The organism is Hymenobacter seoulensis, from assembly GCF_054780535.1.
Genome location: NZ_BAAGWD010000003.1, coordinates 31,741 through 57,239 on the forward strand (window position 1 = coordinate 31,741; position 25,499 = coordinate 57,239).

General features: G+C 56.8%; 17 protein-coding genes and 2 tRNA genes. 16 read left to right on the top strand and 3 right to left on the bottom strand.

Annotation, left to right across the window (positions count from 1 at the left end; genetic code table 11):
- The first annotated feature begins 231 nt into the window (after positions 1-231).
- Together ACYVHC_RS13845 and ACYVHC_RS13850 are read left to right on the top strand one after the other, a co-directional pair.
- Positions 232-303: transfer RNA gene (locus ACYVHC_RS13845), tRNA-Glu, on the top strand.
- A gap of 363 nt (positions 304-666) precedes the next feature.
- Positions 667-2,841 (top strand): bifunctional alpha,alpha-trehalose-phosphate synthase (UDP-forming)/trehalose-phosphatase, encoded by a 2,175-nt coding sequence (locus ACYVHC_RS13850; protein ID WP_460614348.1) that lies wholly within the window; start codon positions 667-669, stop codon positions 2,839-2,841.
- A gap of 189 nt (positions 2,842-3,030) precedes the next feature.
- On the opposite strand, the gene ACYVHC_RS13855 is transcribed toward ACYVHC_RS13850, so the two are convergent.
- Positions 3,031-4,818, bottom strand: a complete 1,788-nt coding sequence (locus ACYVHC_RS13855) for a glycoside hydrolase family 15 protein (RefSeq protein WP_460614349.1) — start codon at positions 4,816-4,818, stop codon at positions 3,031-3,033.
- A gap of 174 nt (positions 4,819-4,992) precedes the next feature.
- Between ACYVHC_RS13855 and ACYVHC_RS13860 the strand changes: the two genes are divergently transcribed.
- The 9 genes from ACYVHC_RS13860 to ACYVHC_RS13900 all read left to right on the top strand — a co-directional run bounded on the left by ACYVHC_RS13860 (position 4,993) and on the right by ACYVHC_RS13900 (position 16,098).
- Entirely contained in the window at positions 4,993-5,721 is a 729-nt protein-coding gene (locus ACYVHC_RS13860; protein ID WP_460614350.1) for a TVP38/TMEM64 family protein, read from the top strand.
- 111 nt (positions 5,722-5,832) lie between these two features.
- Positions 5,833-5,904 (top strand) — tRNA-Glu (locus ACYVHC_RS13865).
- 109 nt (positions 5,905-6,013) lie between these two features.
- The gene (locus ACYVHC_RS13870) at positions 6,014-8,245 is read left to right on the top strand and encodes a hypothetical protein (RefSeq protein WP_460614351.1); all 2,232 of its coding nucleotides are present in this window, start codon (positions 6,014-6,016) and stop codon (positions 8,243-8,245) included.
- Positions 8,246-8,424: 179 nt separating this feature from the next.
- Positions 8,425-10,122, top strand: coding sequence for an MFS transporter (locus ACYVHC_RS13875; protein ID WP_460614352.1), 1,698 nt, complete (start codon positions 8,425-8,427; stop codon positions 10,120-10,122).
- A gap of 105 nt (positions 10,123-10,227) precedes the next feature.
- Positions 10,228-12,024 carry an ABC transporter ATP-binding protein gene (locus tag ACYVHC_RS13880; protein WP_460614353.1) on the top strand — a complete coding sequence of 599 codons (1,797 nt, stop codon included), beginning with the start codon at positions 10,228-10,230 and terminating at the stop codon, positions 12,022-12,024.
- 307 nt (positions 12,025-12,331) lie between these two features.
- Positions 12,332-13,219 (top strand): M48 family metalloprotease, encoded by an 888-nt coding sequence (locus ACYVHC_RS13885; protein WP_460614354.1) that lies wholly within the window; start codon positions 12,332-12,334, stop codon positions 13,217-13,219.
- 207 nt (positions 13,220-13,426) lie between these two features.
- Entirely contained in the window at positions 13,427-14,326 is a 900-nt protein-coding gene (locus ACYVHC_RS13890; protein ID WP_460614355.1) for a PhzF family phenazine biosynthesis protein, read from the top strand.
- A gap of 137 nt (positions 14,327-14,463) precedes the next feature.
- Entirely contained in the window at positions 14,464-15,282 is an 819-nt protein-coding gene (gene mutM, locus ACYVHC_RS13895; protein WP_460614356.1) for an Fpg/Nei family DNA glycosylase, read from the top strand.
- A gap of 315 nt (positions 15,283-15,597) precedes the next feature.
- Positions 15,598-16,098, top strand: coding sequence for a DUF5004 domain-containing protein (locus ACYVHC_RS13900; RefSeq protein ID WP_460614357.1), 501 nt, complete (start codon positions 15,598-15,600; stop codon positions 16,096-16,098).
- A 115-nt stretch (positions 16,099-16,213) separates the two neighbouring features.
- Here the strand turns inward: ACYVHC_RS13900 and ACYVHC_RS13905 are convergent, their stop codons facing one another.
- A complete protein-coding gene (locus tag ACYVHC_RS13905; RefSeq protein WP_460614358.1) occupies positions 16,214-17,239 on the bottom strand; it encodes an SDR family NAD(P)-dependent oxidoreductase in 1,026 nt (341 codons plus the stop codon).
- A gap of 220 nt (positions 17,240-17,459) precedes the next feature.
- Between ACYVHC_RS13905 and ACYVHC_RS13910 the strand changes: the two genes are divergently transcribed.
- Positions 17,460-17,933, top strand: a complete 474-nt coding sequence (locus tag ACYVHC_RS13910; protein WP_460614359.1) for a hypothetical protein — start codon at positions 17,460-17,462, stop codon at positions 17,931-17,933.
- Positions 17,934-18,027: 94 nt separating this feature from the next.
- Here the strand turns inward: ACYVHC_RS13910 and ACYVHC_RS13915 are convergent, their stop codons facing one another.
- Entirely contained in the window at positions 18,028-18,801 is a 774-nt protein-coding gene (locus tag ACYVHC_RS13915; RefSeq protein ID WP_460614360.1) for a sulfite exporter TauE/SafE family protein, read from the bottom strand.
- A 199-nt stretch (positions 18,802-19,000) separates the two neighbouring features.
- Here ACYVHC_RS13915 and ACYVHC_RS13920 point away from each other — a divergent pair, with 199 nt between their 5' ends.
- From ACYVHC_RS13920 to ACYVHC_RS13935, 4 genes are all read left to right on the top strand, one after another.
- Positions 19,001-20,053 (top strand): LLM class flavin-dependent oxidoreductase, encoded by a 1,053-nt coding sequence (locus ACYVHC_RS13920; RefSeq protein WP_460614361.1) that lies wholly within the window; start codon positions 19,001-19,003, stop codon positions 20,051-20,053.
- A 260-nt stretch (positions 20,054-20,313) separates the two neighbouring features.
- The gene (locus ACYVHC_RS13925; protein ID WP_460614362.1) at positions 20,314-22,890 is read left to right on the top strand and encodes a TonB-dependent siderophore receptor; all 2,577 of its coding nucleotides are present in this window, start codon (positions 20,314-20,316) and stop codon (positions 22,888-22,890) included.
- 135 nt (positions 22,891-23,025) lie between these two features.
- Complete coding sequence (locus ACYVHC_RS13930) at positions 23,026-24,351, top strand: PepSY-associated TM helix domain-containing protein (protein WP_460614363.1); 1,326 nt, start codon at positions 23,026-23,028, stop codon at positions 24,349-24,351.
- An 89-nt stretch (positions 24,352-24,440) separates the two neighbouring features.
- Positions 24,441-25,496, top strand: a complete 1,056-nt coding sequence (locus ACYVHC_RS13935) for a bile acid:sodium symporter family protein (RefSeq protein ID WP_460614364.1) — start codon at positions 24,441-24,443, stop codon at positions 25,494-25,496.
- Positions 25,497-25,499 lie beyond the last annotated feature (3 nt).

Genomic DNA, 25,499 nt, shown 5'->3' on the forward strand with positions numbered 1-25,499 from the left:
AGCGAAGGTAGGAGGCTACAGGTATTTCGCCAAATCAAACCGAACATCCGTCTTTCCCGGGCTGCTTTTACTACCCCTGCTCAGGCCGCAAAGCCCCCTGAGCTTAAAATTTTCACTTGAAAATCAGCCTATTCAGCTAAAGCAGTACTTTTTTTCAAATCGAGCTATTGCGCCGAATGTTTGGCTCCCTATCTTTGCATCACCAAAACGGAAAACGCTCCGTGGGTAACTGGTCCGTTCGTCTAGGGGTTAGGACAGTAGATTTTCATTCTACCAACAGGGGTTCGATTCCCCTACGGACTACAACATTGTAAAAAGCCTCTGCGCCAGCGCAGAGGCTTTTTTGTTGCCCAAGTGCGTCTATCACTCCTCTTTATTGGCTAGGGTTCGGCGCTACACACAGCGCTAGTCTGAAAGCTGTTGTGCAAGCACGGGTTCCCTTCCACAGTATCAGTTCATGCGGCCTCGCGGTTCGCCGGTTGAGTGGACCTAGCGCTTGCCGCATCGGCTCAAAAACACAGCCATTCTTTGCCTTCTCATGCGGCTGCCGGAGTGTTGAGCTTGGGTTTGGGTTGCGCGCACGGTAGAAAAAAGGAGAGAAAAAAATAATGGCTGATCACCATTTTCTCCCGTAAGCTTGGTAGTTAACCAACTGTTTACAGGCTCATGTCCCGAACCATTATCGTCTCGAATCGTCTCCCAACTAAAGTCCAGCGCACCGAAGAAAGCCTCACGTTTCAGCCCAGCGAAGGCGGGTTGGCTACCGGATTAGGCTCCATCTATAGGCAGGATGGCAATATGTGGGTGGGCTGGCCGGGGCTGTTCGTGGAGGATGAGGCCGAGGAAGCCTATGTAACGGAGCAACTCAGCACTGATAGCATGTCGCCGGTGTTTCTGACCGAGTCGGAAATTCGGGATTTTTATGAAGGGTTCAGCAACTCCACGCTGTGGCCTACCTTTCATTATTTCCCGCAGTATGCCACCTACGAGCAGGCGCACTGGGATGCATATGTAGCAGTAAATGAGAAGTTCTGCCGAGCTGTGCTGGCGCTGGCGGGCCCCGAGGACACCATTTGGGTCCATGACTACCAGCTGCTGCTGCTACCTGAAATGCTGCGCCGTGAGCGGCCAGACGCAACCATCGGTTTTTTCCTGCACATCCCCTTCCCTTCCTACGAGCTGATTCGGGCACTGCCTTGGCGTGCTGAGTTGCTACGCGGCATGCTGGGCGCTGACCTAATTGGTTTTCACACGTTTGGCTACATGCGGCACTTCCTCAGCGCCGTGTCGCAGCTGCTGGGCTTCTCCTCCCAGAACGGACAGATTGATACGCCTACCCGCACCGTGCTGGTAGATGCCTTCCCGATGGGCATTGACTACGAGCGCTACGTGCAAGCAGCCGCCTCAGAAGAAGCTCAGAAGCACGAGGCCGAATACCGCGAAGCATTACGCGACACGCGGGTTATCCTTTCCATTGATCGGCTCGACTACTCCAAAGGCATTGCCCAGCGGCTGCGCGCCTTTGAGGTGCTGCTGCAGCGCTACCCTGAGTGGCGCGAGCAAGTAAGCCTGATTATGGTGGTAGTACCCTCCCGCGACCAGGTGGCGCAATACGCCAGCCTGAAAGAAGAAATCGACGAGCTGGTGGGCCGCATTAATGCGCAGTACCGGACCATCAGCTGGACGCCTATTCACTACTTCTACCGCTCTTTCCCGCTGGAGGAGCTAGCCTCGCTGTACCGCTTGGCCGAAGTGGCGCTGGTAACTCCCATGCGCGACGGCATGAACTTGGTAGCCAAAGAGTTTGTGGCCAGTAAAGTCGACCAGCGTGGTGTCCTGATTCTAAGTGAGCGGGCTGGCGCAGCCCGGGAGCTCTCGGATGCCATTATTATTAACCCCACCGACACCAATCAACTCGCGGAGGCAATGCACGATGCGCTGGTGATGCCTGAGGAAGACCAGATACTGCGGATGAGTGCCATGCAGGCCCTCGTAAAACAGTACAATGTGTTTGCCTGGACTAAGCTGTTCATGAACCGCCTGGAGTACAGCAAAATAAAGCAGCAGACGCTGGCTACTGAAATTATGTCGCCAGCAGTGCTAACGCAAATCCAGAACAAGTTCCGAGCCGCCAAACACCGCTTGCTGCTGCTCGACTACGACGGTACGCTGACGCCCTTTAACTCCTTGCCGCAACGCGCCCAACCCGACCAGGAGCTTCTGTTTCTGCTGCAGGCTTTGAGCGCCGATCCGCTGAACCGCATCGTCATTATCAGTGGCCGCGACCGGACTACCCTCCAGAAATGGCTCGGGCACCTACCCATCGACTTTATTGCCGAACATGGAGTGTGGTTGCGCGCGAAGGGCGAGGAGTGGCAAATGTTTCAGCAGTTAAACAACGAGTGGAAGGCTGATATCCGCCCAATTCTGGAGTTGTATGTGGCGCGCACCGCTGGCTCCTTTATCGAAGACAAGGAGTACTCGCTGGTATGGCACTACCGCCGCGCCGACGCCGAACTAGGCGAGGTCCGGACCCGGGAGTTGCTTAACCACCTCACCTTCATGACTTCTAACACCGATTTGCATGTCATGGAAGGCAACAAGGTGTTGGAAATCAAGACGGCGGGCATCAACAAAGGCTCCGCTGCCTCCCGTTGGCTGGCCACTTACCAGCCCGATTTTGCCCTAGCCATCGGCGACGACCGAACCGATGAAGACACGTTCCGGGCCATGCAGGCAGAAGGCTACACTATAAAGGTGGGCACCGGCGGCCGCTCCTTGGCTCAATACCACGTGGCCTCCACCAACGATGTACGCAAGCTACTCCGGGCTTTGCTGTAGCAAATGACCTAGTAAAAGCTAGGCATACAAACTAAAAAAGAGCGACCCTGTACAGGGTCGCTCTTTTTTGGGCCTAATATTCACAGGCTGTGCTGAAGAGCCGTAGCCTTTATGCTCTTACTGACCTTTTTGGTGAGCAAAGTCGGAGCAGCTCGCTCAACAGAGAGGTTTGGAGTTTTCAGATACTGCCTAGATAAAGTTTGGCTTGCTGAGCTTCTGTGCAATGCGGTAGGCGGCATTCACTAAGCCCACATGGCTGTAGGCCTGCGGGAAATTGCCCCATTGCGAGCCGGTTTTTGCATCCACATCTTCGGAGAGCAGCCCTAGGTGGTTGGTGTAGCTGGTGAGCTTCTCAAACTCCGTAATAGCCTCCTCTACCCTGCCCACGCTGGCCAAGGCCTCAACGTACCAGAAAGAACAAATCAGGAACGTGGTTTCAGGAGTACCAAAGTCATCGGCGTGGCGGTAGCGGTAGAACAGTCCTTCAGGGGTTTTCAGCTCCCGCTCCAGTGCGGCCAAGTGCTTGCGAGCCCGTTCGGAGGCTGGGTCCAGGTAGCCCATCAGGATAAGTTGCATGGCACTGGCATCGAGGTGCGGCGAGCCGATGGCGTTGGTATACGCCTCCAGTTCGGGGTTGTAGCACTGCTCAATGTGGTCGGCGGCGGCTTGCATCAGCCGGTTGGCGCGGGCTTCCATGTCTGTGTTGCCCAGGGAGCGGGCCACTTTGCCAGCTGCCAGGCTGCCTGCCCAATGGAACAGGTAGGTGTAGCAGTGGTACTGCGCTAGGTTACGGAACTCCCACAGGCCGGCATCGGGCTGGTCCATGGTAGCCTCAATCAAGCTCAGGGTTTCGTACACCAGCTTTTCCGGGTTGGGCCGCTCGGGGTCGAGAAACCGGCAATCCACATATAGGGGCAGCAGCGCCACTAGCACCTGGCCATACACGTCGTTCTGCACGTGGGTATACGCATCGTTGCCGATGCGCACGGGCTGGTTGCCTAGGTAGCCGGCCAGCGGCAACTCCTGCTCCACTAGCTCCGACTGGCCACTGATGCCATATAAGGGCTGATATTTGCCTTTTACTTTGGTAGAGATGTTGGCGATGTAGTGGAAATACCGCTCCAGCTCCTCAAAATGGCCAATGTTGTTGAATGCCGTCAGGATGTAATACGTGTCGCGCATCCAGCAGTAGCGGTAGTCCCAGTTGCGGGTGCTGCCGGGCGCCTCGGGTAGAGAGGTAGTGCTGGCCGCAATAATGGCTCCGGTATCCTCGTACTGGTGGATTTTCAGGGCCAGCGCCGAGCGAATCACCTGGTCCTGGCTGAAGTTGCTGATGCTGGTACTCTTTACCCAAATGCGCCAGTAGTCAATGGTGCTGCGCAGAAACCGCTCGGCGGTGCTTTCCAGAGGGGCCTCCAATGGCGCACCGTAGGTCAGGACCAAGTACTTGGTTTCGTTCAGCACAAAATCCTCCTCATCCAGCACATAAGTCAGCGGGATGTTAGTAGTAAGCCTGATTTCCTCCTCAAGGCCCAGAAAGGCAATGTGGTTAGAGCTCCGACGACGTTTCAGCTTCAGGGCGCCGTACTCGCCTACCGGGCGGCAGGCCACCCGCACGCGGGGCACACCTTCCAGCGGCTCTACCTTCCGGATGAACATCAGGGGCTTGTAGTAGCGCTCATATTGCTGAAAGCGCGGCGCAAAGTCGGTTACGCGGTAGCTGCCTTCCGAGGTGGTTATTTCCGTGCACAGCACGTTGGTGTTGGCGCGGTAGTATTGGTGGGAGGTAACTTCTAGTGTTGGGTCGGCGGGCCGGATGCTGTACTCGCCGCCTTTATCGTCATCAAGCAAAGAACCAAATACAAAGCTGCTGTCGAAGCGAGGCCAGCACAGCCAGCGCACGGCGGTATCGGTGCCAATCAGTCCTAAAAAGGCACAGTTGCCAATCAGGCCGAGGTCGTAGGTATGTTTTGTCATGAGGAAAGGGTTTGCAGCGTCAGCAGGGCTAGGCGCCACGGGGTTTGGTAGGGGTGTACCGTGCTTGCGCCGCTGAGGTTGCCGCAGCTTTTTGGCTAATAGCTGCGTATGCCTTGAGCTAATGCCTTTCGCAGGCCCCACTCAAGCCTTTTTCGGTGCCTTACTCCGCAGGTTATGCCCTCTACCACCATTGCCTCTACGCCAGCCATTAGCAAAAAGACCAGCCGTGTTCCGCTTTACATCACCTTGGCGTTGGTAGCGGGGCTAGCGGCCTGCTGGTTTCTGTGGCCCGCTTTTCAAGCTGAAGTCCGGGAAGCCTGGACAGTGCTTAAAAGTGGCGAGCAGCCGCGCATTGCGTCCTGGATGCGGCAGTTTGGCTACTGGGGTCCTCTAGTGCTGATAGCTGCCATGGTGGTGCAGATGTTTCTGTTTGTGGTAAATGTGGTGCTGCTTATTCTGGTGGCTATTCTGGCGTATGGTCCATGGTGGGGCTCTTTGCTGGCCCTGGTCGGCATCTGTATTGCCTCCACGGTGGGGTATGGCCTGGGCCGGAGCCTAGGAGAATCGTTCGTGGCCAAGGTGCTGGGCCAAAAAACCGAGCAGAAAGTGATTGATATCGTAGACCGCTACGGCATGTGGGCCATTATGCTGGCGCGGCTGTCGCCGGCGCTTTCCGATGATGCCATCAGTTTTGTAGCGGGGCTGGCCCGCCTAGGCTACCTGAAATTTATGTTGGCGACTGTGGCAGGGGTAGTGCCCCTCATTGCCCTGCTGGCATACCTGGGCGAGGACAGCGAACGGCTGAAAACCGGCCTGCTGTGGGTGACGGCCGTGAGCATTCTGCTGTTTGGGGCCTACGTGTGGTGGGACCGAAAACACGGCGTCAGAAAAAAATCAGCCTGATTCTGGCGCACTTAGCTCAATTTTTGAAAAATTTTAAGCACCAGCTATTGCGCCGAAACCTTGGCCCCGTATCTTTGCACCACCAAAACGGAAAACGCTCCGTGGGTAACTGGTCCGTTCGTCTAGGGGTTAGGACAGTAGATTTTCATTCTACCAACAGGGGTTCGATTCCCCTACGGACTACGCTAAAAGGTCTTTTGCTTCGGCAGAAGACCTTTTTTCTTTTCACCCCATGTGGCGTGGGTAGTACAGGCCTAAAAAATACTACCGGCGCGCATACAACGGCCGGGCAGTGGCTCCTACCTTTGTAGGGCTTCCGGTGGGTCGGGAGCTGCTTTTCTTTTCGTTTGCCGTGTTGAACCTTTTCAGGATTCGCGGACTGCTGGGCCTCGTGGTCGGCAGCCTGCTGCTACTCCTTTGTGCTATTTCGGCCCGCGCCCAACAAGTGCCCCTTGTCCGCGACGTAAGCCTCCGCACCGACACCAGCCGCTACAGTCTCAGCCGGCACACCATAGCAATTCAGGGAGAACCGCACCTATTTTTTACGTATCGGCAGGATGACGAAATAGCCGAACTGCTGGTTTACCCCTTTGCCCCTAGCCCGACAGCTCCGCTGCGCCTACAGCGCTCCGCCGATTTTGTGCTGGTTGATTCACTGACGGCAGTGGATGGCGGCCAGTACTATCGCGCCAAAATGCGCTTCAAGGACCTGACCGGCACCCGCTACCTGCGCCTAACCTTCCAGCAGGCCCCCGACACCGTGGGCCGGCCTATTCGCACCCAAACCATCAATCTGCTGCCCGTTACACGCACCACCCTGGAGTTCCGGCCTTCGGATACGGAGTTGTTTGTGGGCGAAGAGAAGGTGTTTGACCTGATCAGCAATAACCCCAAAAACATTCGGGTAACCCCCGAATGGACACGCGGCCAAGACATTGACTACCGCATTGAGCAGGAAAAAGGTGTGCTGCGCCTGCACGTGTTGCCCAACGCAACCGGCACGCGCCAGCTCACGCTGCGGCCCCAAACCGAGCGCCCGTTCCTCACCGATAATAACCGCCGGGTAACCTACGCCTTGCCGCCAGTGCGCCAGGAGTTCACCGTGAAGGCCTCGCGGCTTCGTTTCCTGAGCGTTGATAAAAAGGAAATCACGCTCGATGACCTTTCCCGCCGCAAAGGCGTTGAGTTGATTCTGGACAATGGCCGCACCTTCGACCTGAAGCGCACCTACCGTATTGAAGATCAAGAGGAAGCTGGCGGCGCACTTATCGCTGAGCTATTCACGCGCCAGTACCTCACCAACGACCGGGTGTTGTGTTGGCTGCGTGTGTATAATACCCACCGCCAGACCGAAAGCTACCTCTACATCAAGGAGAACGACCAGGCCAAGTACGTTACCAACTTTAATATTTCGCCCAAAACGGCCATTAGCAACGTGAGCGTGCGCCACCGCGGCGGCGACTGGACCAACAGCACCAACGTGAACCCAGGCGAAACCGTGGACGTGCGCCTGGAAGGCGAATCCTTGACCCGGGCCCGGTTTCACTTCGAGGATGTGCAGGTAATTCCCTCCGACTCCAGCATCCGATCCGATGCCGCCGTGGTGTACCGCATCCAGATTCCGGTAACGATAGATAAAAAGCGCATTACCATATTCAACGCGGGCCAGCCTACTGGCTATGCCCTATCGGTACGGGAGTTTCAGCGCCCCCACCCTCTCGACTTTGTGGGCGTCACGTTTGGCGAAGCGCCTAGGCCCCTCACCCGCCTGAACGGCCCCGTACTCTACAACCGCACCATCAGCGACGTAGTGTTCAGCTTTAATGCCGGCAGTATCGACTCGGAGTCGCAGCTTTACGGCAAGCAGTACCTCACCTTTGATATCCGGACGCAAAACAGCAAGGGCGAGCTGATTGAAATGCGCACCGTGGATAATGTAGTAGTGTGCCCCGATGGCAGCTCCGTGCGGGCTGCCTTCTACCAGGATAAGCAATGCCAGGTAGGAAACATCAGCCTCAACAGCCTGCTCAGCTACCGCAAAACCCACGACCTCGACGATTGGAGCACGATTATCATCACGGTAAAGCACACGCAGAGCCAGTACCAGGAGCCGGGGTTCTCGCAGAAACTGGAGCTAGTACTGCAGCGCCGGATGAAGTTTGATGTGGACGTGAGCTTTCCGGGGGGCTTGCTTACGAAGTACAAAGACGAACCCAGCTATACCTCGTTTGGTGGCATTTCGCTGGCTATGCTGGGTCAGTTGAGCTTTTACCATCCCGAGAAAATCAACCGCCTGCGGCCTTATAAAATCGGGGCAGGCTTTGTGGCACTCAACGCGTTTAACCTGAGCAGCAGCAGCGACAAAGAAGCGAACCGAGACTTGGGTATCGTGATTCTAGGCTCCATCTACCCCACTCGCCGAGATGCCAAGCTCACCTTCCCACTCTATCTGGGTGGGGGCTACCTGCTTGGCAAGGGCGAACCTTTCATTTTACTAGGCCCAGGTATTGGCCTAAGGCTGTAGCACGGCATAGGCAGCCCGCAGAGAAAAAGCGCGTTATTCTGAGCACACCCAAGCGCATTCTTTCGTAAGAACTACCCGTACCAGATCGGTTATCTATCTGGCCTGGGTAGAGAAACGGGGGATGCACTTCGATTACATGCTCAGGCTAGCGCGCTTTTGCTGTTCCCGTTTCGTCCTGCATGTCTGCTCCCATCACGGCTCCTGCCCCCTCTCCAGCCTCTACTTCGCCATTCACGCCCCTGCGCATTCCTTTTTTTCGGATGCTCTGGATTGCCTCTTTTGTTTCGAATATCGGGACGTGGATGCAGAACGTGGGGGCCGTGGGGCTGATGACCGAACTGACGCCTTCACCCGTGCTGGTCGCCCTGCTCCAGACGGCTTCGGCGCTGCCCGTGTTTCTACTGAGCCTGCCTGCCGGTGCCCTCGCCGACCTGGTGGACCGCCGGAAAATGCTGCTCCTGACCCAGTGCTGGATGGCCGCGGTGGCGCTGCTGCTGGCCACTGTCACGCTACTCGGGCTTAATAATCCGTGGCTGCTGCTCACCCTTACCTTTCTGCTGGGGCTAGGTGGCGCTCTTAATAACCCCGTGTGGCAAACCGTGACGCCGGAGTTGGTGCCGCGCCAGGAGCTGCCGCAGGCTATTGCGCTCAACAGTGTCAGCTTTAATCTGGCCCGGGCCTTTGGGCCGGCGCTGGGTGGTTTGGTAATCGGGTATTTCTCGGCCGGGGCGGCGTTTCTGCTGAACGGGCTGTCGTTTTTGGCTACCATTTATATGGTGTACAGCTGGAAACGGGAGCCGCAGACCACCTCCACGTTGGCCACGGAACGCGTGGTGGCGGCCATCCGGGGTGGCATCCGCTACGCACGGTTTGCGCCCCCAGTGCAGCACATTTTGGTGCGCGGGGTTTGCTTCACGTTTGGGGCTAGTGCGCTGTTTGCCCTGATGCCGGCCGTAGTAGCCCGGCGCCTGCAAGAGCCTACTTCGTTTTACTCCCTGCTTCTTTCCTGCATGGGGCTAGGCGCGGTGCTGGCGGCCTTTATCTTGCCAAAGCTCAACCGCAAGCTAACCATTGACTGGCGTGTAACGCTGGCAACAGGTGCCTTTGCATTGAGTTTGCTAGGCCTCGGATACGCTGATAACCATTGGCTGCTGTACGCACTGCTCACGCTGGTGGGCATGGCCTGGATGTTGGTGCTCAACTCGTTTAGCGTGGGGGTACAAACGGTGGTACCGCGCTGGGTGCAGGCTCGCACTATCAGCTTGTACCTGCTTACTATTCAGGGCGGGATGGCCCTAGGTAGTGTGGTGTGGGGAACCGTGGCCGAACAGGCCGGGCTCCCGCTGGCTCTTACGGCCTCCGCCATCTGGCTCGGCCTGACTATGCTGCTGGCTTTCCGCTTCTCATTGCGCACCTCCCCTGAAAGCCTCGACCACACCCCGGCGCGCCCCCGTCCGGAGCCGGTGCTGGCGGAAGCGCCCAATCCCAACGAAGGCCCCGTTATCATTACAACTACATACCGCGTAGCCGCCCCTGACCAGCCGGCCTTCACGTATCTGATGGAGCAATTGGCGCGCATCCGGCGCCGGGAAGGAGCTATCGGCTGGGGCCTCTACGCCGACATGGCCGACCCGACCCGCATGGTGGAATACTTCATGACGGACTCCTGGGAGGAGCATGCCCAACAGCACCTCCGAGGTGTAAGCCGAGACGAGGCCGAACTGAAAACGCAAATTAACCAGCTCCACCAGGGCCCGGAGCCTCCCGTTGTGTCGCACTTGCTAGCCCAGCACTACCGCGCCACGGCCCCGCCCGCACCTATGGTACCCGGCAGCACCCGCATGGTGGCCAGCACGGCCGGCGAAGCCACCGCGTAGTGGTGTGTCATCTGGTTCCAATAGTGCCCAGACCATTGTACTAAAACCTAATGGCAAGCTTGTCGCTTTCTACCTGAGCTTCTCTTTCCTCTCCCCTCCGACTTCATGAAACTACTTTACAGCTACTTGCGCAATTATTGGGGGCTGCTGGCCCTGGCATTGCTGCTGGCCGCCATCAACCAGGTTTTCTCGCTCCTCGACCCTTATATTTTCCGCCAGATAATCGACCGACACGTAGTGAAGGCCGGCGAAAACGCATACCACGATGGATTCTGGGCCTTTTTGCAAAGCGGCGCGGGCCTCCTGATTCTGCAGGCCATGGGCGTAGCCATGGTGTCGCGCATTGCCAAAAACTTCCAGGATTACTACGTCAATGTTATCACCCAACGGCTCGGGGCCGAGCTGTATTCGGATGGACTGCGCCATTCCCTGGAATTGCCCTATCAGGTGTTTGAAGATCAGCGCTCCGGCGAAACCCTGGGCAAGCTGCAGAAGGTGCGCACTGATGTAGAGCGCCTGATTCAGAGCTTCGTGAATGTGCTGTTCATCTCGCTGGTGGGCATCATTTTCGTGGTGTGGTATGCCATCAGCGTGTACTGGCCTATTGCGGCCGTGTACTTTCTCACCATCCCTATTCTGGGTTCTCTGAGTTTGTTTCTGAGCCGGCGCATTAAGGTGATTCAGAAAACTATTGTGGCCGAAACCACGGCGCTGGCGGGCTCTACCACCGAAAGCCTGCGCAACATTGAGCTTATCAAAAGCCTAGGCCTCGCGCAGCAGGAAACCAAGCGCCTGAATGCCACTACCGAAAAAATTCTGAAGCTAGAGCTGAAGAAAGTGCGCTACTTACGCTCGTTATCGTTTGTGCAGGGCACGTTTGTGAACCTGATGCGCAACGTAATTCTGCTGATGCTGCTGTTTTTGGTGGTGCAAAAGATTATTACCGTTGGCGAGTTCTTCTCCTTCTTCATCTACTCGTTCGCCATTTTCGGGCCGCTGCAGGAAATGGGGACCATCATCAACGTGTACCGCGAAACGGAAGCCTCTCTGGCTAACTTCCAGCTGATTCTAGACACACCCAAGGAAGTAAAGCCCACGCACCCCAAGGTGATTGACAAGATTGAGACGCTAGCTTTCGACGCCGTACACTTCCAGCACCTTACCGCCAGCAGCCCAGCCCTCGATGGTATTTCGTTTGAGGCCAAGCTCGGCGAAACCATTGCCTTTGTGGGCCCTTCCGGCTCAGGCAAAACCACGCTGGTAAAGCTGCTCGTGGGCCTTTATCCACCGGCCACTGGCCAGATTCTGTACAATGGCATTCCGGGCCCTGAGCTTGACCTGGACTTGCTGCGTGAGCAGATTGGCTTCGTAACGCAGGATACCCAGCTGTTTGCCGGTACCATCCGCGAAAACCTGTTGTTTGTAGCGCCGCAGGCCACCGACGAGGAGTGCCTGCGCGCCCTGCACCAAGCGGCCGCCGACGGCTTGCTAGCCCGCGCCCCTCTCGGCCTCGACACGGTGATAGGCGAGGGCGGCGTGAAAGTCTCGGGCGGTGAAAAGCAGCGTTTGAGTATTGCCCGGGCTCTGTTGCGCCGCCCCACCCTGCTGGTATTCGACGAAGCCACTTCCGCCCTCGACTCACTTACCGAAGAGGAAATCAGCCAGACCGTACGCGACCTATCCGGCTCCCGCCAGCACATTACCATCCTGATTGCGCACCGCCTGAGCACTGTTCTGCACTCTGACCGCATATTTGTGCTGGAGCGTGGCCGCGTGGCGGAGGCCGGCCGCCATGAGGAACTGTTAGCCCAGCGTGGCCTCTACTATGCTATGTGGCGCCAGCAAATTGGCGAGCGGCCGCAGGCAGCCATTGCGCCCCAGCGCCGCCCCGCCACGGTGTAAGCGCCCCTGAATACTTTTTCTTGCCTTGGCTTCGTTGCATGTAGGAGGGTAGTAAGTACGCTCGCCTTACTTTATGCAATAGAGACCAACTGGCTTCTGAACTAAACTTAAGGCAATTGTGTTTTTTCTATGTAACGCAGCTATATATCAGCTCATTTCAAGCTGGCATCGTTGGGTTATCCGAAATGCATCCTGATTACCTGGGTTAGCAAATTCAGTTTCCAGGTAGTATTTCAGCTGTTGTAAGCCCGAAAATTTTCGGCAAGGTTCTTGTCAATCATCTAGCATTACTTAACAGGACTTTTTCATGAACCACCCTCGCTTCTTCCGCCGCTTCGCAGGCTTGGTGCTTGCCGGATGGCTGGTTCTTACCGGCTCGCTTTCGGCGCAGTCACAAGCCTCAGGCCAGCGCGACGTACTGCGCGAAATCACGGATGTGGTTGGTTTGAAGCCTCGTTTTGAGTTACTAGCTTCAACGCAGGTGCAAAACGCCGCTGCTGTAGTGTATGGCGGTAAGCGCTACTTGCTGTATAACCCGCAGTTTGTGGGTGCCGTGAACCGTGCCGGGCGTACTGACTGGGCTGGTGTTAGTATACTGGCCCACGAAATGGGCCATCATCTCAACGGACACACCCTTCGCTCGGGTGGTTCTAATCCCGCCGATGAGCTGGAAGCCGATGAGTTTTCGGGTTTTGTTTTGCGCAAGATGGGCGCTAGCCTAGCCGAAGCACAGGCCGCTATGGCTATTGTTTCCGATGATGAAGCCTCCCCGACGCATCCGGGCCGCACGACGCGCCTTTCTTCTATTGGCGAGGGTTGGCAGCGGGCCAACCAACAGATTGTAGCCAGCACCCGTTCGGCAGCTCCCTCAGCGGCTCCGGCTGTGCTTGCCAACCGGGCCACCGCGCCTACTCGGGCAATTGCTACCAACGCTCGGCCCATGAGCGTACTGGGCAAGATTGTCTTCCGCGATAATCCGAATCAGCCCTTCTACATCACCAACCAACTCAGCATTGTGCGCGTTGATCGGCAGGACCTTAGCACACAAGTTGTTGGCCGCCTGACTCGTTCTGAAAGCATTAATTACCCTTACGTGCTCGTTGATGGTCAGCAGCGGCGCCTCTATATCAGCCGCACTGGTAGCATTCATGATACCAGTGGACGCCAGGTAGCCATGCTTTCTGATCCATCGTAACGTTTCCTACGTTTTGCTTACCTGAAAAGCCTGCTTTAATCTAGAGCAGGCTTTTTTATTGGGATGCACTGATCATCAACCTTATATAAAAAACTCCTATAGGCCCTGCGCTGAGCCTCTTACTAGGTGCCGTTGTGGTCCAAACCGTTGGCAAGGGCTAGCCAAGGCCTTACGCACTACCTTTAGCTGTTCACGTAACATACTCTCATGCCCTCCTACCCCTTCCTTCTGATTGATGCTTTTACTGAAACTGCGTTGGGCGGAAACCCATGCGCCGTGGTGCTGGATGCCGATGACCTGACTGACGCGCAAATGCAGCAGCTGGCCCGCGAGTTCAACCAATCGGAAACGGCTTTTGTGCGGCGCTCCGAGGTAGCGGCGTTTGGCGTCCGGTACTTCACACCCAGCGAAGAAATTCCGCTGGCCGGCCACCCCACCATTGCTACCATCACGGCCCTACTGCACACCAGCCGCCTGCCCCGTCCTACCACCGAGGCGCTAAATATGCAGCTTGAGTTGCTCCACGGGCCAATTGACATTACCATCCTGCCTGCTGCCGCTGGCACGCTCTCGCAGGTACTCATGACGCAGCGCCGCCCGGAGTTTGGGCGGGTTCACGACCTAGCAGAAGTGCTGCCGCTGTTTGGTTTGACTCCCGACGATCTGGTACCCGGCTCGGTGGTGCAAACGGTTAGCACTGGCACCCCACAGCTGATGGTATTCCTGCGTGATGCCGACGCCCTCCGGCGTGCTCACCTTCCGCAGCCAGCAGCCCTGGAGGAATACCGCCAACAGCACCAGTTTTTTAGCTCCCACCTGTTCTGCCTCGGCGGTGTTACTCCGGCCGGCGACACCTTCGCCCGCCACCTCTGTACGCCCCCTGATGTACTGGAAGACCCCGTAACCGGCTCTGCTACGGGCGGAATGGCCGCGTACTTGTGGCATTACGGCTACCTAGCGGAGCCAACGTTTACAGCTGAGCAAGGCCATTGGCTGGGTCGCCCTGGTACTGTGCAAGTAAGCATTCAGGGCCCGCGCCATGCCATTGAGTCGGTCCGGATTGGCGGTACTGGAGTCATTGTCTTGGAAGGCCACCTGAGCCTCTAGGTCTGCCAGAGCAACAAACCGTACAGGTTTAGGTGAAGTAGGGCTTGTGGCCGGAACACAACCTAGCGTTGTGCCTGTTACTATCGTTTAGGACCTTATCAGGGCCTTAATTATTCTGAACAGCACCCCGAGCATACATGCCAGAACTACCCGAAGTAGAAACCTACCGCCGTTTCCTGCACGACGCACTACTGCACCAAACCATTACGGCCATTGAAGTACGGGATGCCCACGTGCTAGCCACAGATGAGGATACACTGCGCCAAGCACTCATTGGGCGCACCGTAACCGACACTTCCCGCTTAGGCAAGAACTGCTTTCTGCACCTCGACGATGGGCGGGTACTAGTCCTGCACTTCGGGATGACCGGAGACGTAGGCGCCTACCGCGACGAGCCCGATGCACCGCGCTTCACCAGAGTAGCCTTCCATGTGGCCTCGGGCCTGCGGGTAGCGTTTGTCGATCCGCGCAAGTTCGGGCGCATTCGGCTGGCCAAAAGCGTAGCCCAATACCAAGCTGACAAAAAGCTGGGTCCTGATGCGCTGGACATTACGCCCGAGCAACTTGAGAGTAAGCTCAGCCGGCGCAAGACCATACTCAAGCCACTGTTGCTAGATCAGAGCATCACGGCTGGGCTGGGTAACTGGATTGTGGATGAGGTGTTATTTCAGGCCAGAATTCATCCGGAACAGCCAGCTAACACATTAGATCCCAGCAGATTCAAGGACTTACACGAGGCAATTCAGATAGTACTCCAAACAGCCATTTCATACGAGGCTACCTACCGTGATTTCCCGGCTGAGTTCTTGATTCATGCCCGCGAATGGGATGATTCCGCGACGCCCGGAACGGACAAGCACCAGTACTGTCCGCGTCACCCGGCTACCAAAATAGACAAAAATTATGTTGGCGGCCGAGCTACCTATACCTGCTCCCAGTGCCAAACCGTAAACTAGGCATCGGAATAGTGCAAACTATATATAAAAGGGCCCGCTACCAGTTTAGCAGGCCCTTTTTAATTTTTCATGAATTTACTACCACAGTACCAAGAAAATACGCTGTTTTTTGCAACATAAGTATACATGGTGGTAAAAATCTACTTTTCTTCACAACCCCCTGAACCAGTATGATTTATAATTATTTAGATTTGCATCAGCGGAAGCCACCCGGCAGCCCAGTAGTAGAGAAGTTGGACATTAAAAGTGAGGCATATGCCGCAGAAGTACTACGCCTCGAAGCGTGTTGTTGCACAATCACCAAAAACCGTTTTCATGAAGAAACTGCCCGTATTCCTGAGCTTGCTAGCATCTACCCTAGTATTCTCCTCATGCGAGAAAGAAATAGAAGAAATTAAGGATCCTGCCCAGGAAGTGGCCGCTGCCGCTACTAACGCTCAGTCTAAATCCGAGTTGCTGACTGCTGGTCAGTGGCACTTGTCCGGCCTAACGCTGTCCACGACGGCTGCTGGCGCTGCCGCAACTCCGGCTATCGATATGTTACCCCGCTTGAAAGCCGCCCAGAGCGACAACTTGCATACGTTCAAGGCTGATGGTTCTTACATTTTGGATGAGGCAGCCATAAAGGCGCACCCCGAAGCTCCTCAGCAAATTACTGGTTCTTGGAAGCTTTCCGGCGACTCGCTTACTATTGCCCAGCCTAATGTTACCCGTCGTTTCGCCGTAGAGCAGCTCACCAGCACTACGCTGCGCATCAAGCTGACCCAGGCCGGCGACAAAGGGGTTACTACTTATACGTCCGTTTTCTCGCGCTAAGCTTTTTGCAGCCGATGAGAAACCAAGAGCGCCCGGCTTCCACGCCGGGCGCTCTTGGTTTTTACAGACCTCTTGGCAACAGTAAAAAGGCGCTAGCTGCAAACAGCTGATTGTTTTACAGCTCGTTGTTTTGAATTTCGGCTTTACGGGTGAGGGGCGTCAGCCACGACTTGCTGGCTTCCGATTCGCTTTCGTAGCCCCAGCGCCGCTCGTCGCCGAGGGGGCCGCCGGAGCGGGGCAAGGTCCGGTTTACCCAGCTGAGTACATCAGTAGTAGTACCCGGAAACAGGCCATGGAAGGCCGACAGCATTTTGGCGGGTACGCTCAGGATGACTTCCGCATCGCCGCGGCGGCAGGCATTCCAGATCTGGCGGGCAGCGCTATCTGCATCAATAGAAAGCACTGGCAAGGAGTCAGCAATGATAAAGGCCGCATACTCCTTCTTGTGCTGGCCTTTTACAATGGCATTTCGGGCGCTGCCGGTTCGCATAAGCCCTGGGCAAACTGTTGTCACCTGAATACCATGCTGAAGCAGCTCGGCGCGGAAGCTTTCAGAGAGGCCCACGAGGGCAAACTTACTGGCACAATAGGGCGCCAGGTGCGGTACAGGCACCTTCCCCCCCACAGACGCAATATTGACGATGCGGCCTTCGCCGCGCCGGCGCATAGCGGGCAGCACGGCCTGCATGGCGTGTAGCGGAGCCCAAAAGTGAGTATCCATGGAATCCTGGTAGTCGCGCAGTTCAATGTTATCCAGAGGGCCCGCCGTGATGATACCGGCATTGTTGATGAGCACATCAATACTTCCCAGCGTGCGCTGCACTTCGGCTACCAGAGTCTGAACTTGCTCGGCGTTGGTTAGGTCGCGCACGAGGGCTAGTACTTCGGCCCCGTCCTGAGCCAGCTCCTGACGGGCACGCTCCAGCTCCTCGGCGTCGCGGGCACAGATGGCTACTTTGGCACCTTCTGCAATGGCTTGGCGGGCTAAAATCAGGCCCAGGCCGCGCGAGCCGCCGGTAATAAGCACCACGCGCCCGGTAAGGTTGTAGCTGCCGCGGCGGTTGGAATAGAAGGTGGCAGCCAACAGGCCTACCGCACCAGCGGCAGCAGCTAGTAGAGTATTACGGGTTTCAGGTTTCATACGCTAGGTTGATAACGGAGACGAAGTACTACCTCCTGTATGGAAACCTACCCGGAAAGGTTACGCGCGGCCCCAGACAGAATTTCTGCTTCCGGCGGAATACTATCCGGAGTTTGCGCGTTGTCGATGGCAGATTGCTATTCTGGCATCATCTTTACTGTCTGAAAGTTTCGGCCGCGTACTTTTATCTCGCTGCCCCATCTTTTTGCTTTTCCTCTGCATGAAAACTTCTTTGCTCGCTTCCCTGCTTTTCCTGGCTGCGCCTACGGCCCTGCTTGCCCAAACCACCGCGGCTAAGCCGAAGCCCAAACCAGCTACAACCGCTCCGGCGACCGCACGGCCCGCGGCGGCACCCAATCCGGCGCAAATTGAAGCCCGCGCCAATGCGCTTACCGATAACATGCAGAAGGCCCTAGGCCTGAATCCGCAGCAAGTGGAGAAAGTGCGCCAGATTAACCTGATCAGCGTACGCTGCGTGGAAACTGCCCGCCAGAAATACCGCCAGGACGTGCGTAAAATGGCCGCCGTAGTGGATGACATCGGACAGTCGCGCCTCTCGATGCTGAAGGAAACCCTCTCGGCGCAGCAGTTTGATAAATATCAGCGCAAGCGCGAAGAGAAGATGGGCGTTCCGAGCACGCAAGGCGCGCAGGGCAACGCCGCACCCGGCCTGGGCAGCCGCTACGAGGAATAGACTACCGGATATTAGCTACCAGCAGTGGAGAGTTGGATGGTGTTGCGCTACTAGGCCTGCAACGCCATCCAACTCTCCGCTGGCGTTTTGGGCGTTATCCGAGCACCTGAATTCCCAGCTTCACGATAAAGCCGCCTACTACCACCAGAAAGAGAATCCGGACGAAGCCGGTGCCGTGGCGCAGGGCCAGATGCGCCCCCAACGTGGAGCCGATGATGTTGCTGACTGCCATGGGCAAGGCCACCGCCCACAGAATCTGGCCGGTGTACGCGAAGTACGCCAGGGCCGCCAGGTTGGTAGCCACGTTTACCAGCTTGGCCGACGCCGAGGACGTGATGAAGTCGTAGCCGAACAAACCTACGAAGGCAAACAGCAGAAAAGAGCCCGTGCCCGGCCCAAAAAAGCCGTCATAAAAGCCAATCAGCATCCCGACAAGGGCGCCATATACGGGCTCGCGCTTGGCTGAAAGCCTGGGGGCATGTAGAGAGCCGAAATCTTTGCGCCAGAACGTGTAGATGGCAATAACCACCAGCAGCCCTAGTACTAGCGGAGGCAGCAGCTCCTGCGGCAGCTTACTTACTACCCGCGCCCCCAGAAACGAAAACACGCCCGCTACTGCGGCAGCGGTGCCTACTGCTCGCCATTGAATGGGCACCTGCCCGGCATAGCGTCGCAAGGCCGCCGCCGTTCCCATCAGGGAAGAAACCTTGCCCGTACCCAGAATGGTGGGCACCGGCACGCCGGTATCTTTAAGCAGCACCAGCATGGCAGGCAGCTGAATGAGGCCGCCGCCGCCCACAATGGCGTCAATTAGGCCCGCCAAAAAGGCAAATACGCACAGCAGCGCGAGAGTAAGGGTCGAAATCATGCGGCCGCGAAGGTACGCTACGGCAAGGGGCATTCCGAGTAGGAATCCACATCAAGCGTTAGTGATTTACAGTAGCACTACTAGCCCTCGATTTCAAGTAAAGCTGCCTGCCTGACCGGCCAAGACTTTACACGATAGACAAGGAGCCGTAAACTTCCGCGGCCAACAGGTGGTTAGTAAGGCTATTCCTTTTTCTGCCATGAATACTTCCTCAACGTTGCGCGTGAGCGTGCTGGATCAGTCGCCGGTACCGGTGGGCCGCACCCCGCGCGAGGCTCTGCAACATACCATTGAGCTGGCCCGCCTCACCGACCGGCTGGGTTTCACGCGTTTCTGGGTGTCGGAGCACCACAATACCAACACGCTGGCGGGCTCGGCGCCGGAGGTGCTGCTAGCCCGCCTGGGGGCCGAAACTTCTCGCATTCGGCTGGGCTCAGGGGGTGTGATGCTGCCCCACTATTCTTCCCTGAAAGTGGCCGAAAACTTCCGGCTACTGGAAACCCTCTATCCTGGCCGCATCGACCTGGGCATTGGCCGCGCCCCCGGCTCCGACCGCGTAACGGCTCACGCCCTGAATCCGCACAACACCTTCAGCGACGAGGATTTTGCCGAACAGCTGATGGATTTGCGGGCGTACCTGCGCAATGAGGTAGTGCCCGATACCATCCATACCAACGTAAAAGCGGCCCCTTTCATTGATACGCAGCCGGAGCTTTGGCTGCTGAGCTCGAGCGGGCAAAGTGGCCTGTTTGCTGCTCATGTAGGTGCGGCTTTCTCGTTTGCGCACTTCATCAACCCCAACAGCGGCCCCAAGCTTATGCAGCTCTACCGCGACCGGTTTCAGCCTTCGCCGGAGCTAGCGGCGCCAGAAGCCAACGTGGCCATATTTGTAGTGTGCGCTGATACCGCCACGCACGCGCAGGCCCTGGCTGATAACCTGGCGCTGCAAATGCTGAAGCTGGAAACCGGCAACTACTCGCCTATTGATGCCGTGGAAAAGGCCAACACCAAAGCGCTTTCTGCCGATTTGCAGGCCCGTCTGGTATATCATCATAAGCGCATCATTAGCGGCACTCCGGATAAAGTGAAGGCTGACTTGCTGGCGCTAGCGGCCGACTATAAAGTAGATGAAGTAGTAGCCGTCACCATCACCCACGACTACGATGACCGCCTGCGCTCTTACGAGCTGCTGGCTGATGCCTTTGCACTGCCGCAGAAGCTAGTAGCTCAGCAGGGTAGCTTGGTGCACTAGGTGCCGACAGCTTACCAACCGGGGCTGCTTCTGTCCCATACTACTAGGTTGCCTTTCCCTTTAAAGCCCGGCTCAGGTCGGGCTTTTTTTATTTCCAGGAAGCTAGCATGAAATATCTCCATGGGTAAAGCACTGAGCTACACGGACCATAGCATTAATATAGAATTTTTCTAAATAGATATTTTGAATCATTCTAAATAGACACGAGCTTTGCATTACTCTACATCAATCTACGCAACGCTACCCGATACGCACTTTCCATGCCCCGACCTCTTCCCCTCCTGCTACTCTTATCTCTTCCATTATCAACCGTTGCAACTCCTGCTTTTACCACTGCCGGAGATGTTCTTACCCCTACTACCAAGCACGGCGACGACACAGCGCAGCGGGGCCGGCTGGCCGGCGTAGTGAAGGATAGCGAAGGCAAGCCAGTAGAGGGGGTAACGGTAGCCCTGAAAGGCACGGCGTTCGGGACCATGACCAGCACCGATGGCACCTTCCGGCTTTCGGCTCCGGCTGGTACTTACCACCTGGTTATCAGCAGCCTGGGCTACATTTCGCAGGAAATTCCGGTAACGGTTACGGCCGGCGAAACCACCCCAGTACCCGCTTTTACCCTAGCGCAAAGCAGCGAGCAGCTCAGCGAAGTAAAGATAACCGGCAACCGGAGCCTCAATGAGCGCCCTACCAGCGTCAGCAAGCTTCCGGTTGCCTCCCTCGATTTGCCCCAGAGCGCCGTTACCGTAGAGCGCCAGGTGCTGGAGCAGCAGCAAGTGTTGCGCCTCTCTGATGCCCTAGTAAACGTGAGTGGCGTGTACGTAACCAGCACCACCGGCGGCACGCAGGAAGAGCTGGGCAGCCGCGGTTTTGCCTACGGCAGCAATAACACCTTTAAAAACGGCGTGCGCTTCAACAACGGCGTGATGCCCGAGGCCAGCTCTCTGGAGCGCATGGAAGTGCTGAAAGGCAGCGCCGCTATCCTGTATGGCAACGTGGCCGCCGGCGGAGTGTTGAACCTCATAACCAAAAAGCCACAGTTTGAGCGCGGCGGCTCGCTGGGCCTGCGCGTAGGCAGCTTTGGCTTCTGGAAGCCCCTAGTAGATGTGTACGGCGCCGTAGGCAACAGCGAAAAAGTAGCCTTCCGCCTGAACGGCACCTACGAGCAAGGCAACAGCTACCGCGACGAAGTGAAGTCAGACCGCGTGTACGTGAACCCTTCGCTGCTGTTTGAGTTGACGCCCAACACCACCCTAGTGCTGGAAGGCGACTACCTGCGCGACAACCGCACGCCCGATTTCGGTATTGGTGCCATCGACTACACGATTCTGAAATCGCGCAGCCGGTTCCTGAATGCGCCGGGCGCCCGCAACGCCACCAACCAAACTAGCACCACCGCTACCCTTACCAGCCGCCTGAACGATACGTGGCAGATTAAAGGAGTGGCCGGCTTTCAGCGCTACGACAATGAGTTGCGCAGCGCCAACCGCCCCGTAGGCATCAACAATGGCACCATGCCCGAGCAAAAAGCCACGGCCACCACGCCAAGAGTGCCCGCGCACACCAAGCCCTCGTTGTATGGCGACTGGGGCCGCAGCCTGCAGCGCACCATCACGGCCGAAAACTACTTTCTGGCCCAGCTTGATTTGACCGGCCAGTTCCGCACCGGGTTTCTGGGCCACACCGTGCTAGTAGGCGCCGATGCTGACCAGTATCAGTCGAACACCTTAACCCACGTAACGCAGGCCTACGACTCCATTAACGTGTTTGACCGCAGCCGGGTGCTGGGCGCGCCGGCCAAAGCCGTGAGCAGCTACGAGGAACTGCGCCGCAACACCCGCACGCTGGGCAACACCCGCCGCGCTGGCTTTTACGTGCAGGATTTGCTTAGCGTAAGTGAGAAAGTAAAGGTGCTGGCCGGCCTGCGCTGGAGCTACCAAGAAACGCCCAGCGACGTGTACACCTACGCCGTTACCACCACCGTGAAGGAGAACCGCCGCTTCGATAGCGCCTTCTCACCGCGCTTGGGCCTAGTGTATCAGCCAATGAAAACCACGGCGCTGTTTGCTTCTTACTCGAACTCGTTTACGCCCCAGGGCAACACGGTGCTTGACCTCAATGCCCAGCCCTTGCCACCTTCCATCATTGATCAGTATGAGGTAGGCATCAAAAACGACCTGTTCAAAGGCGCGCTGTCGGCCAACGTAACGGCCTACCACATCGTGAACAGCAACCAGATTCAGACGGTGCTACCGAACGATTCGCGCATTGCAACAGCCGCTAACAAGGTGAATCCGCAGGAGTTGGCCGGTGAGGTAACCAGCAAAGGCGTGGAGGTTGACATCCAGAGCCGGCCGTTGTATGGCTTGTCGTTTATTGCCGGCTACAGCTACAACAACACGGCCTACACCAACAGCAACATTTACGAAAACGGCAGCCGCCTGCGCTACAACCCAGCGCATACGGCTAACCTGAGTTTGTTCTACAATTTCGGTAGTGCCTTCGGCGAAACCGCATTCCTGCGAGGTCTCACCGCTGGCGTAACCACCTACTACATTGGCGACCGACTGGCCGGCCGCAACAACCGCCAAGTAAACCCTGCCACCGGCGAGCCGTGGGTAGATGCCAGTGGCAACCCGGTGTCGGATGCCTTCAAACTGATTGCCGTGCCCAATTACCTGCAGCTAGATGCCTCGTTGGGCTACACCTACGACCGGTTTTCGGTGCGGGTGAAGGTAGCCAATCTGCTCAACGAGCTCAGCTACAACCTCCATGACGACAATAGCGTGAACCCCATTGCCCCCCGTAACTTTGCTGCTACCCTGGGCTACCGCCTGTAAGAGCTTCAACCCAAAGCAGCATATGCTGCCGTGGAAATAACGTGTGAGTGACCAGAAAACCCGGAAATCGTCAGCTGCAACTGGCAACCTTCCGGGTTTTCGACCGACATTGTGGTCTGTATTTCTTAGCCTGACATGAAAATTTTCTTTCGCAACATTCACCTGTACCTCAGTCTAGTTTCAGGGTTGATCATTGCCGTGGTTTGCCTGACGGGTGGGGTGTTAGTATTTGAAAAAGAGCTGGAGCAAGCCTGGCACCCCGAGCGCTACTTTGTAGCTCAGGCTACTACCCCTGCCCTGCCGCTCAACCAGCTTACTGATGCCGTAAAAGCCTACAAAGCCGACGCCAAAATCACGGGCGTGAAGGTATATGCTGATCCCACGCGCACCGTGGAGTTCAGCCTAGCAGGTACCCCGGGAGGCCCCGGTGGTGAGCGAAAGGAGGGTGCCCGCGCAGGCGCTGATACACCGGCTAAAGAAGGCAGCGGCAGTGCCCAGCAGCCAGAAGGCAAAGCGGGCAAAGGAGGCGAGGAAAAAGCCAAAGGCGGTAAAGGTGGCGGCGAAGGCGGTGGTGGCCCGAAGGTGTTCGTGAACCCCTACACGGCTTCCGTAACCGGCGAGTTGAACTACCGCGAAACCTTCTTCTTCACGATGATGGCTCTGCACCGCGGCATGGTGGGCGGCGCCATCGGGAAGCTGATTGTGGGCGTAAGCACGGTTATGTTCCTGTTCATCATCGGGACGGGAATTGTGCTGTGGTGGCCCGCCACGCGCAAGGCCATGAAGCAGCGCCTGCAAGTGAAATGGAGCGGCGGCTGGAAACGCCTCAACCACGATTTGCACATTGTGCTGGGTTTCTACTCAGCGCTGTTCCTATTCGTGTTTGCGTTTACTGGCTTAGCGTGGTCGTTTGAGTGGTTTAACAAAGGTATTTATGCCGTTACCAACTCCCCCATGCAACGCCCCGAGCCCCCGGTTTCGGTAGTGCCTGGTACGGCTGTGCCAGCGGTTCCGGTGGAAGCTCCAGCGGCTCTGGAAACTGCTTTGGCTACTCCCCCTAGCCTTTCGCCCGATGCGGCTCTGGCCCGCGCCCGGGAGCTAGCCCCCAATGCGGTTTACTACACGCTACAGCTCCCCAAAGAAGCAACCGGCAGCATCCGGGTCGCTACGTTGCGGCCCAATGCAGTGTCAGAAAATGCCACCGATGAAGTGTACCTCGATCAGTACTCGGGGCAGGTGCTCAGCCAGCAAACCTATGAGCAGCGCAACTTGGGCCAGCGCGTACGGGGCATGTTCAAGCCCATACACACGGGCGCCGTGTTCGGGTTGCCATCCAAAATCATTGGCTTAATAGTGTGTGTACTAGGCTTTACCTTTCCTATAACCGGCACTATTTTGTGGCTGAACCGCCTGCGCAAGCAGCGCCGCAAACAAGCTAAATTGGTGGGCATAACCGCCTAGGCCCACGGCGGCGCTAAACCCGCAGCTTACTACCCCGTATTTTTTGAAAGCGTCAGGCCACTTTAGTCTGACGCTTTTATTTTGCCGCCATGAGTCAGCCCGCTACCCAGGTTCCAGTAACACCGCCCCCTTCCTCTGATAACCGCTTTGTAGCCTTACTGCGCAGGGCCGGGTTGCTCGACTGGTTTCTGCTAGGGCTGATTGGGGCAGTGCTGCTGGCCTATTTTATTCCGCAGGTAGGTAGTAAAACCAGCCCTATTCCTTGGAAAGCAATTACGACGGCGGGTGTGGCGCTCATTTTCTTCTTTTACGGCCTGCGCCTGAGCCTCGAGAAGCTGAAAGCCGGATTGCGCAACTGGCGCCTTCATGTGGTGGTGCAGCTCATTACGTTTGTGGTGTTTCCGGCGCTGGCACTGGTAGCGCGGCCTTTGTTTGAAGGCCTGAAGGGCGAACAGCTCTGGCAAAGCATCTTCTTTCTGTGCACGTTGCCCAGCACAGTTTCTACTTCTGTGGTAATGGTGAGCATTGCGCGTGGCAACCTACCAGCCGCTATTTTCAACGCCAGTATTAGCAGCCTGCTCGGCATTTTCCTGACGCCGCTTTGGGCCAGCCTGTTTCTGAATACTTCCGCCGATGGAAGCCAGCTCTGGGGCCTAGCCATCAGCCTTACCTGGCAGGTAATTGTACCCGTGGTAGCGGGCGTAGTGCTTAACCACCGATTTGGGGCCTTTGCCGAGCAGCACAAAGGCAAGCTTCGCATGTCTGATCAAATCGTGATTCTGCTGATTGTATTTACGGCCTTCTGCGAGTCGTTTGCTGAAGGCATATTCAGCAGCTATGCCCTCCGCGACGTGCTGTTGCTGGGCTTGGGCATGGTAGCGCTTTACGCAGCCATTTTTGGAGTAGTTTGGCTATTGAGCCAGCTATTAGGCTTCTCGCGCGAAGACCGAATTACAGCTCTGTTCTGCGGTTCCAAAAAATCATTGGTGCACGGCAGCGTGATGGCCAGCCTGCTGTTTCCGGCTACCGCCGCCACTGGCCTCATCCTACTACCTCTTATGCTATATCATGCCCTGCAAATTATTCTGGCCAGCATGATGGCCCAGCGCATGGGCCGGGAAGTGCCAGCCACAGTACCAGCGTAAAAA

Coding starts and splice junctions, on each gene's coding strand:
- ACYVHC_RS13850 (WP_460614348.1), top strand. CDS start 667: ATGTCCCGAACCATTATCGTCTCGAATCGTCTCCCAACTAAAGTCCAG.
- ACYVHC_RS13855 (WP_460614349.1), bottom strand. CDS start 4,818: ATGACAAAACATACCTACGACCTCGGCCTGATTGGCAACTGTGCCTTT.
- ACYVHC_RS13860 (WP_460614350.1), top strand. CDS start 4,993: ATGCCCTCTACCACCATTGCCTCTACGCCAGCCATTAGCAAAAAGACC.
- ACYVHC_RS13875 (WP_460614352.1), top strand. CDS start 8,425: ATGTCTGCTCCCATCACGGCTCCTGCCCCCTCTCCAGCCTCTACTTCG.
- ACYVHC_RS13880 (WP_460614353.1), top strand. CDS start 10,228: ATGAAACTACTTTACAGCTACTTGCGCAATTATTGGGGGCTGCTGGCC.
- ACYVHC_RS13885 (WP_460614354.1), top strand. CDS start 12,332: ATGAACCACCCTCGCTTCTTCCGCCGCTTCGCAGGCTTGGTGCTTGCC.
- ACYVHC_RS13890 (WP_460614355.1), top strand. CDS start 13,427: ATGCCCTCCTACCCCTTCCTTCTGATTGATGCTTTTACTGAAACTGCG.
- mutM (WP_460614356.1), top strand. CDS start 14,464: ATGCCAGAACTACCCGAAGTAGAAACCTACCGCCGTTTCCTGCACGAC.
- ACYVHC_RS13900 (WP_460614357.1), top strand. CDS start 15,598: ATGAAGAAACTGCCCGTATTCCTGAGCTTGCTAGCATCTACCCTAGTA.
- ACYVHC_RS13905 (WP_460614358.1), bottom strand. CDS start 17,239: ATGAAACCTGAAACCCGTAATACTCTACTAGCTGCTGCCGCTGGTGCG.
- ACYVHC_RS13910 (WP_460614359.1), top strand. CDS start 17,460: ATGAAAACTTCTTTGCTCGCTTCCCTGCTTTTCCTGGCTGCGCCTACG.
- ACYVHC_RS13915 (WP_460614360.1), bottom strand. CDS start 18,801: ATGATTTCGACCCTTACTCTCGCGCTGCTGTGCGTATTTGCCTTTTTG.
- ACYVHC_RS13920 (WP_460614361.1), top strand. CDS start 19,001: ATGAATACTTCCTCAACGTTGCGCGTGAGCGTGCTGGATCAGTCGCCG.
- ACYVHC_RS13925 (WP_460614362.1), top strand. CDS start 20,314: ATGCCCCGACCTCTTCCCCTCCTGCTACTCTTATCTCTTCCATTATCA.
- ACYVHC_RS13930 (WP_460614363.1), top strand. CDS start 23,026: ATGAAAATTTTCTTTCGCAACATTCACCTGTACCTCAGTCTAGTTTCA.
- ACYVHC_RS13935 (WP_460614364.1), top strand. CDS start 24,441: ATGAGTCAGCCCGCTACCCAGGTTCCAGTAACACCGCCCCCTTCCTCT.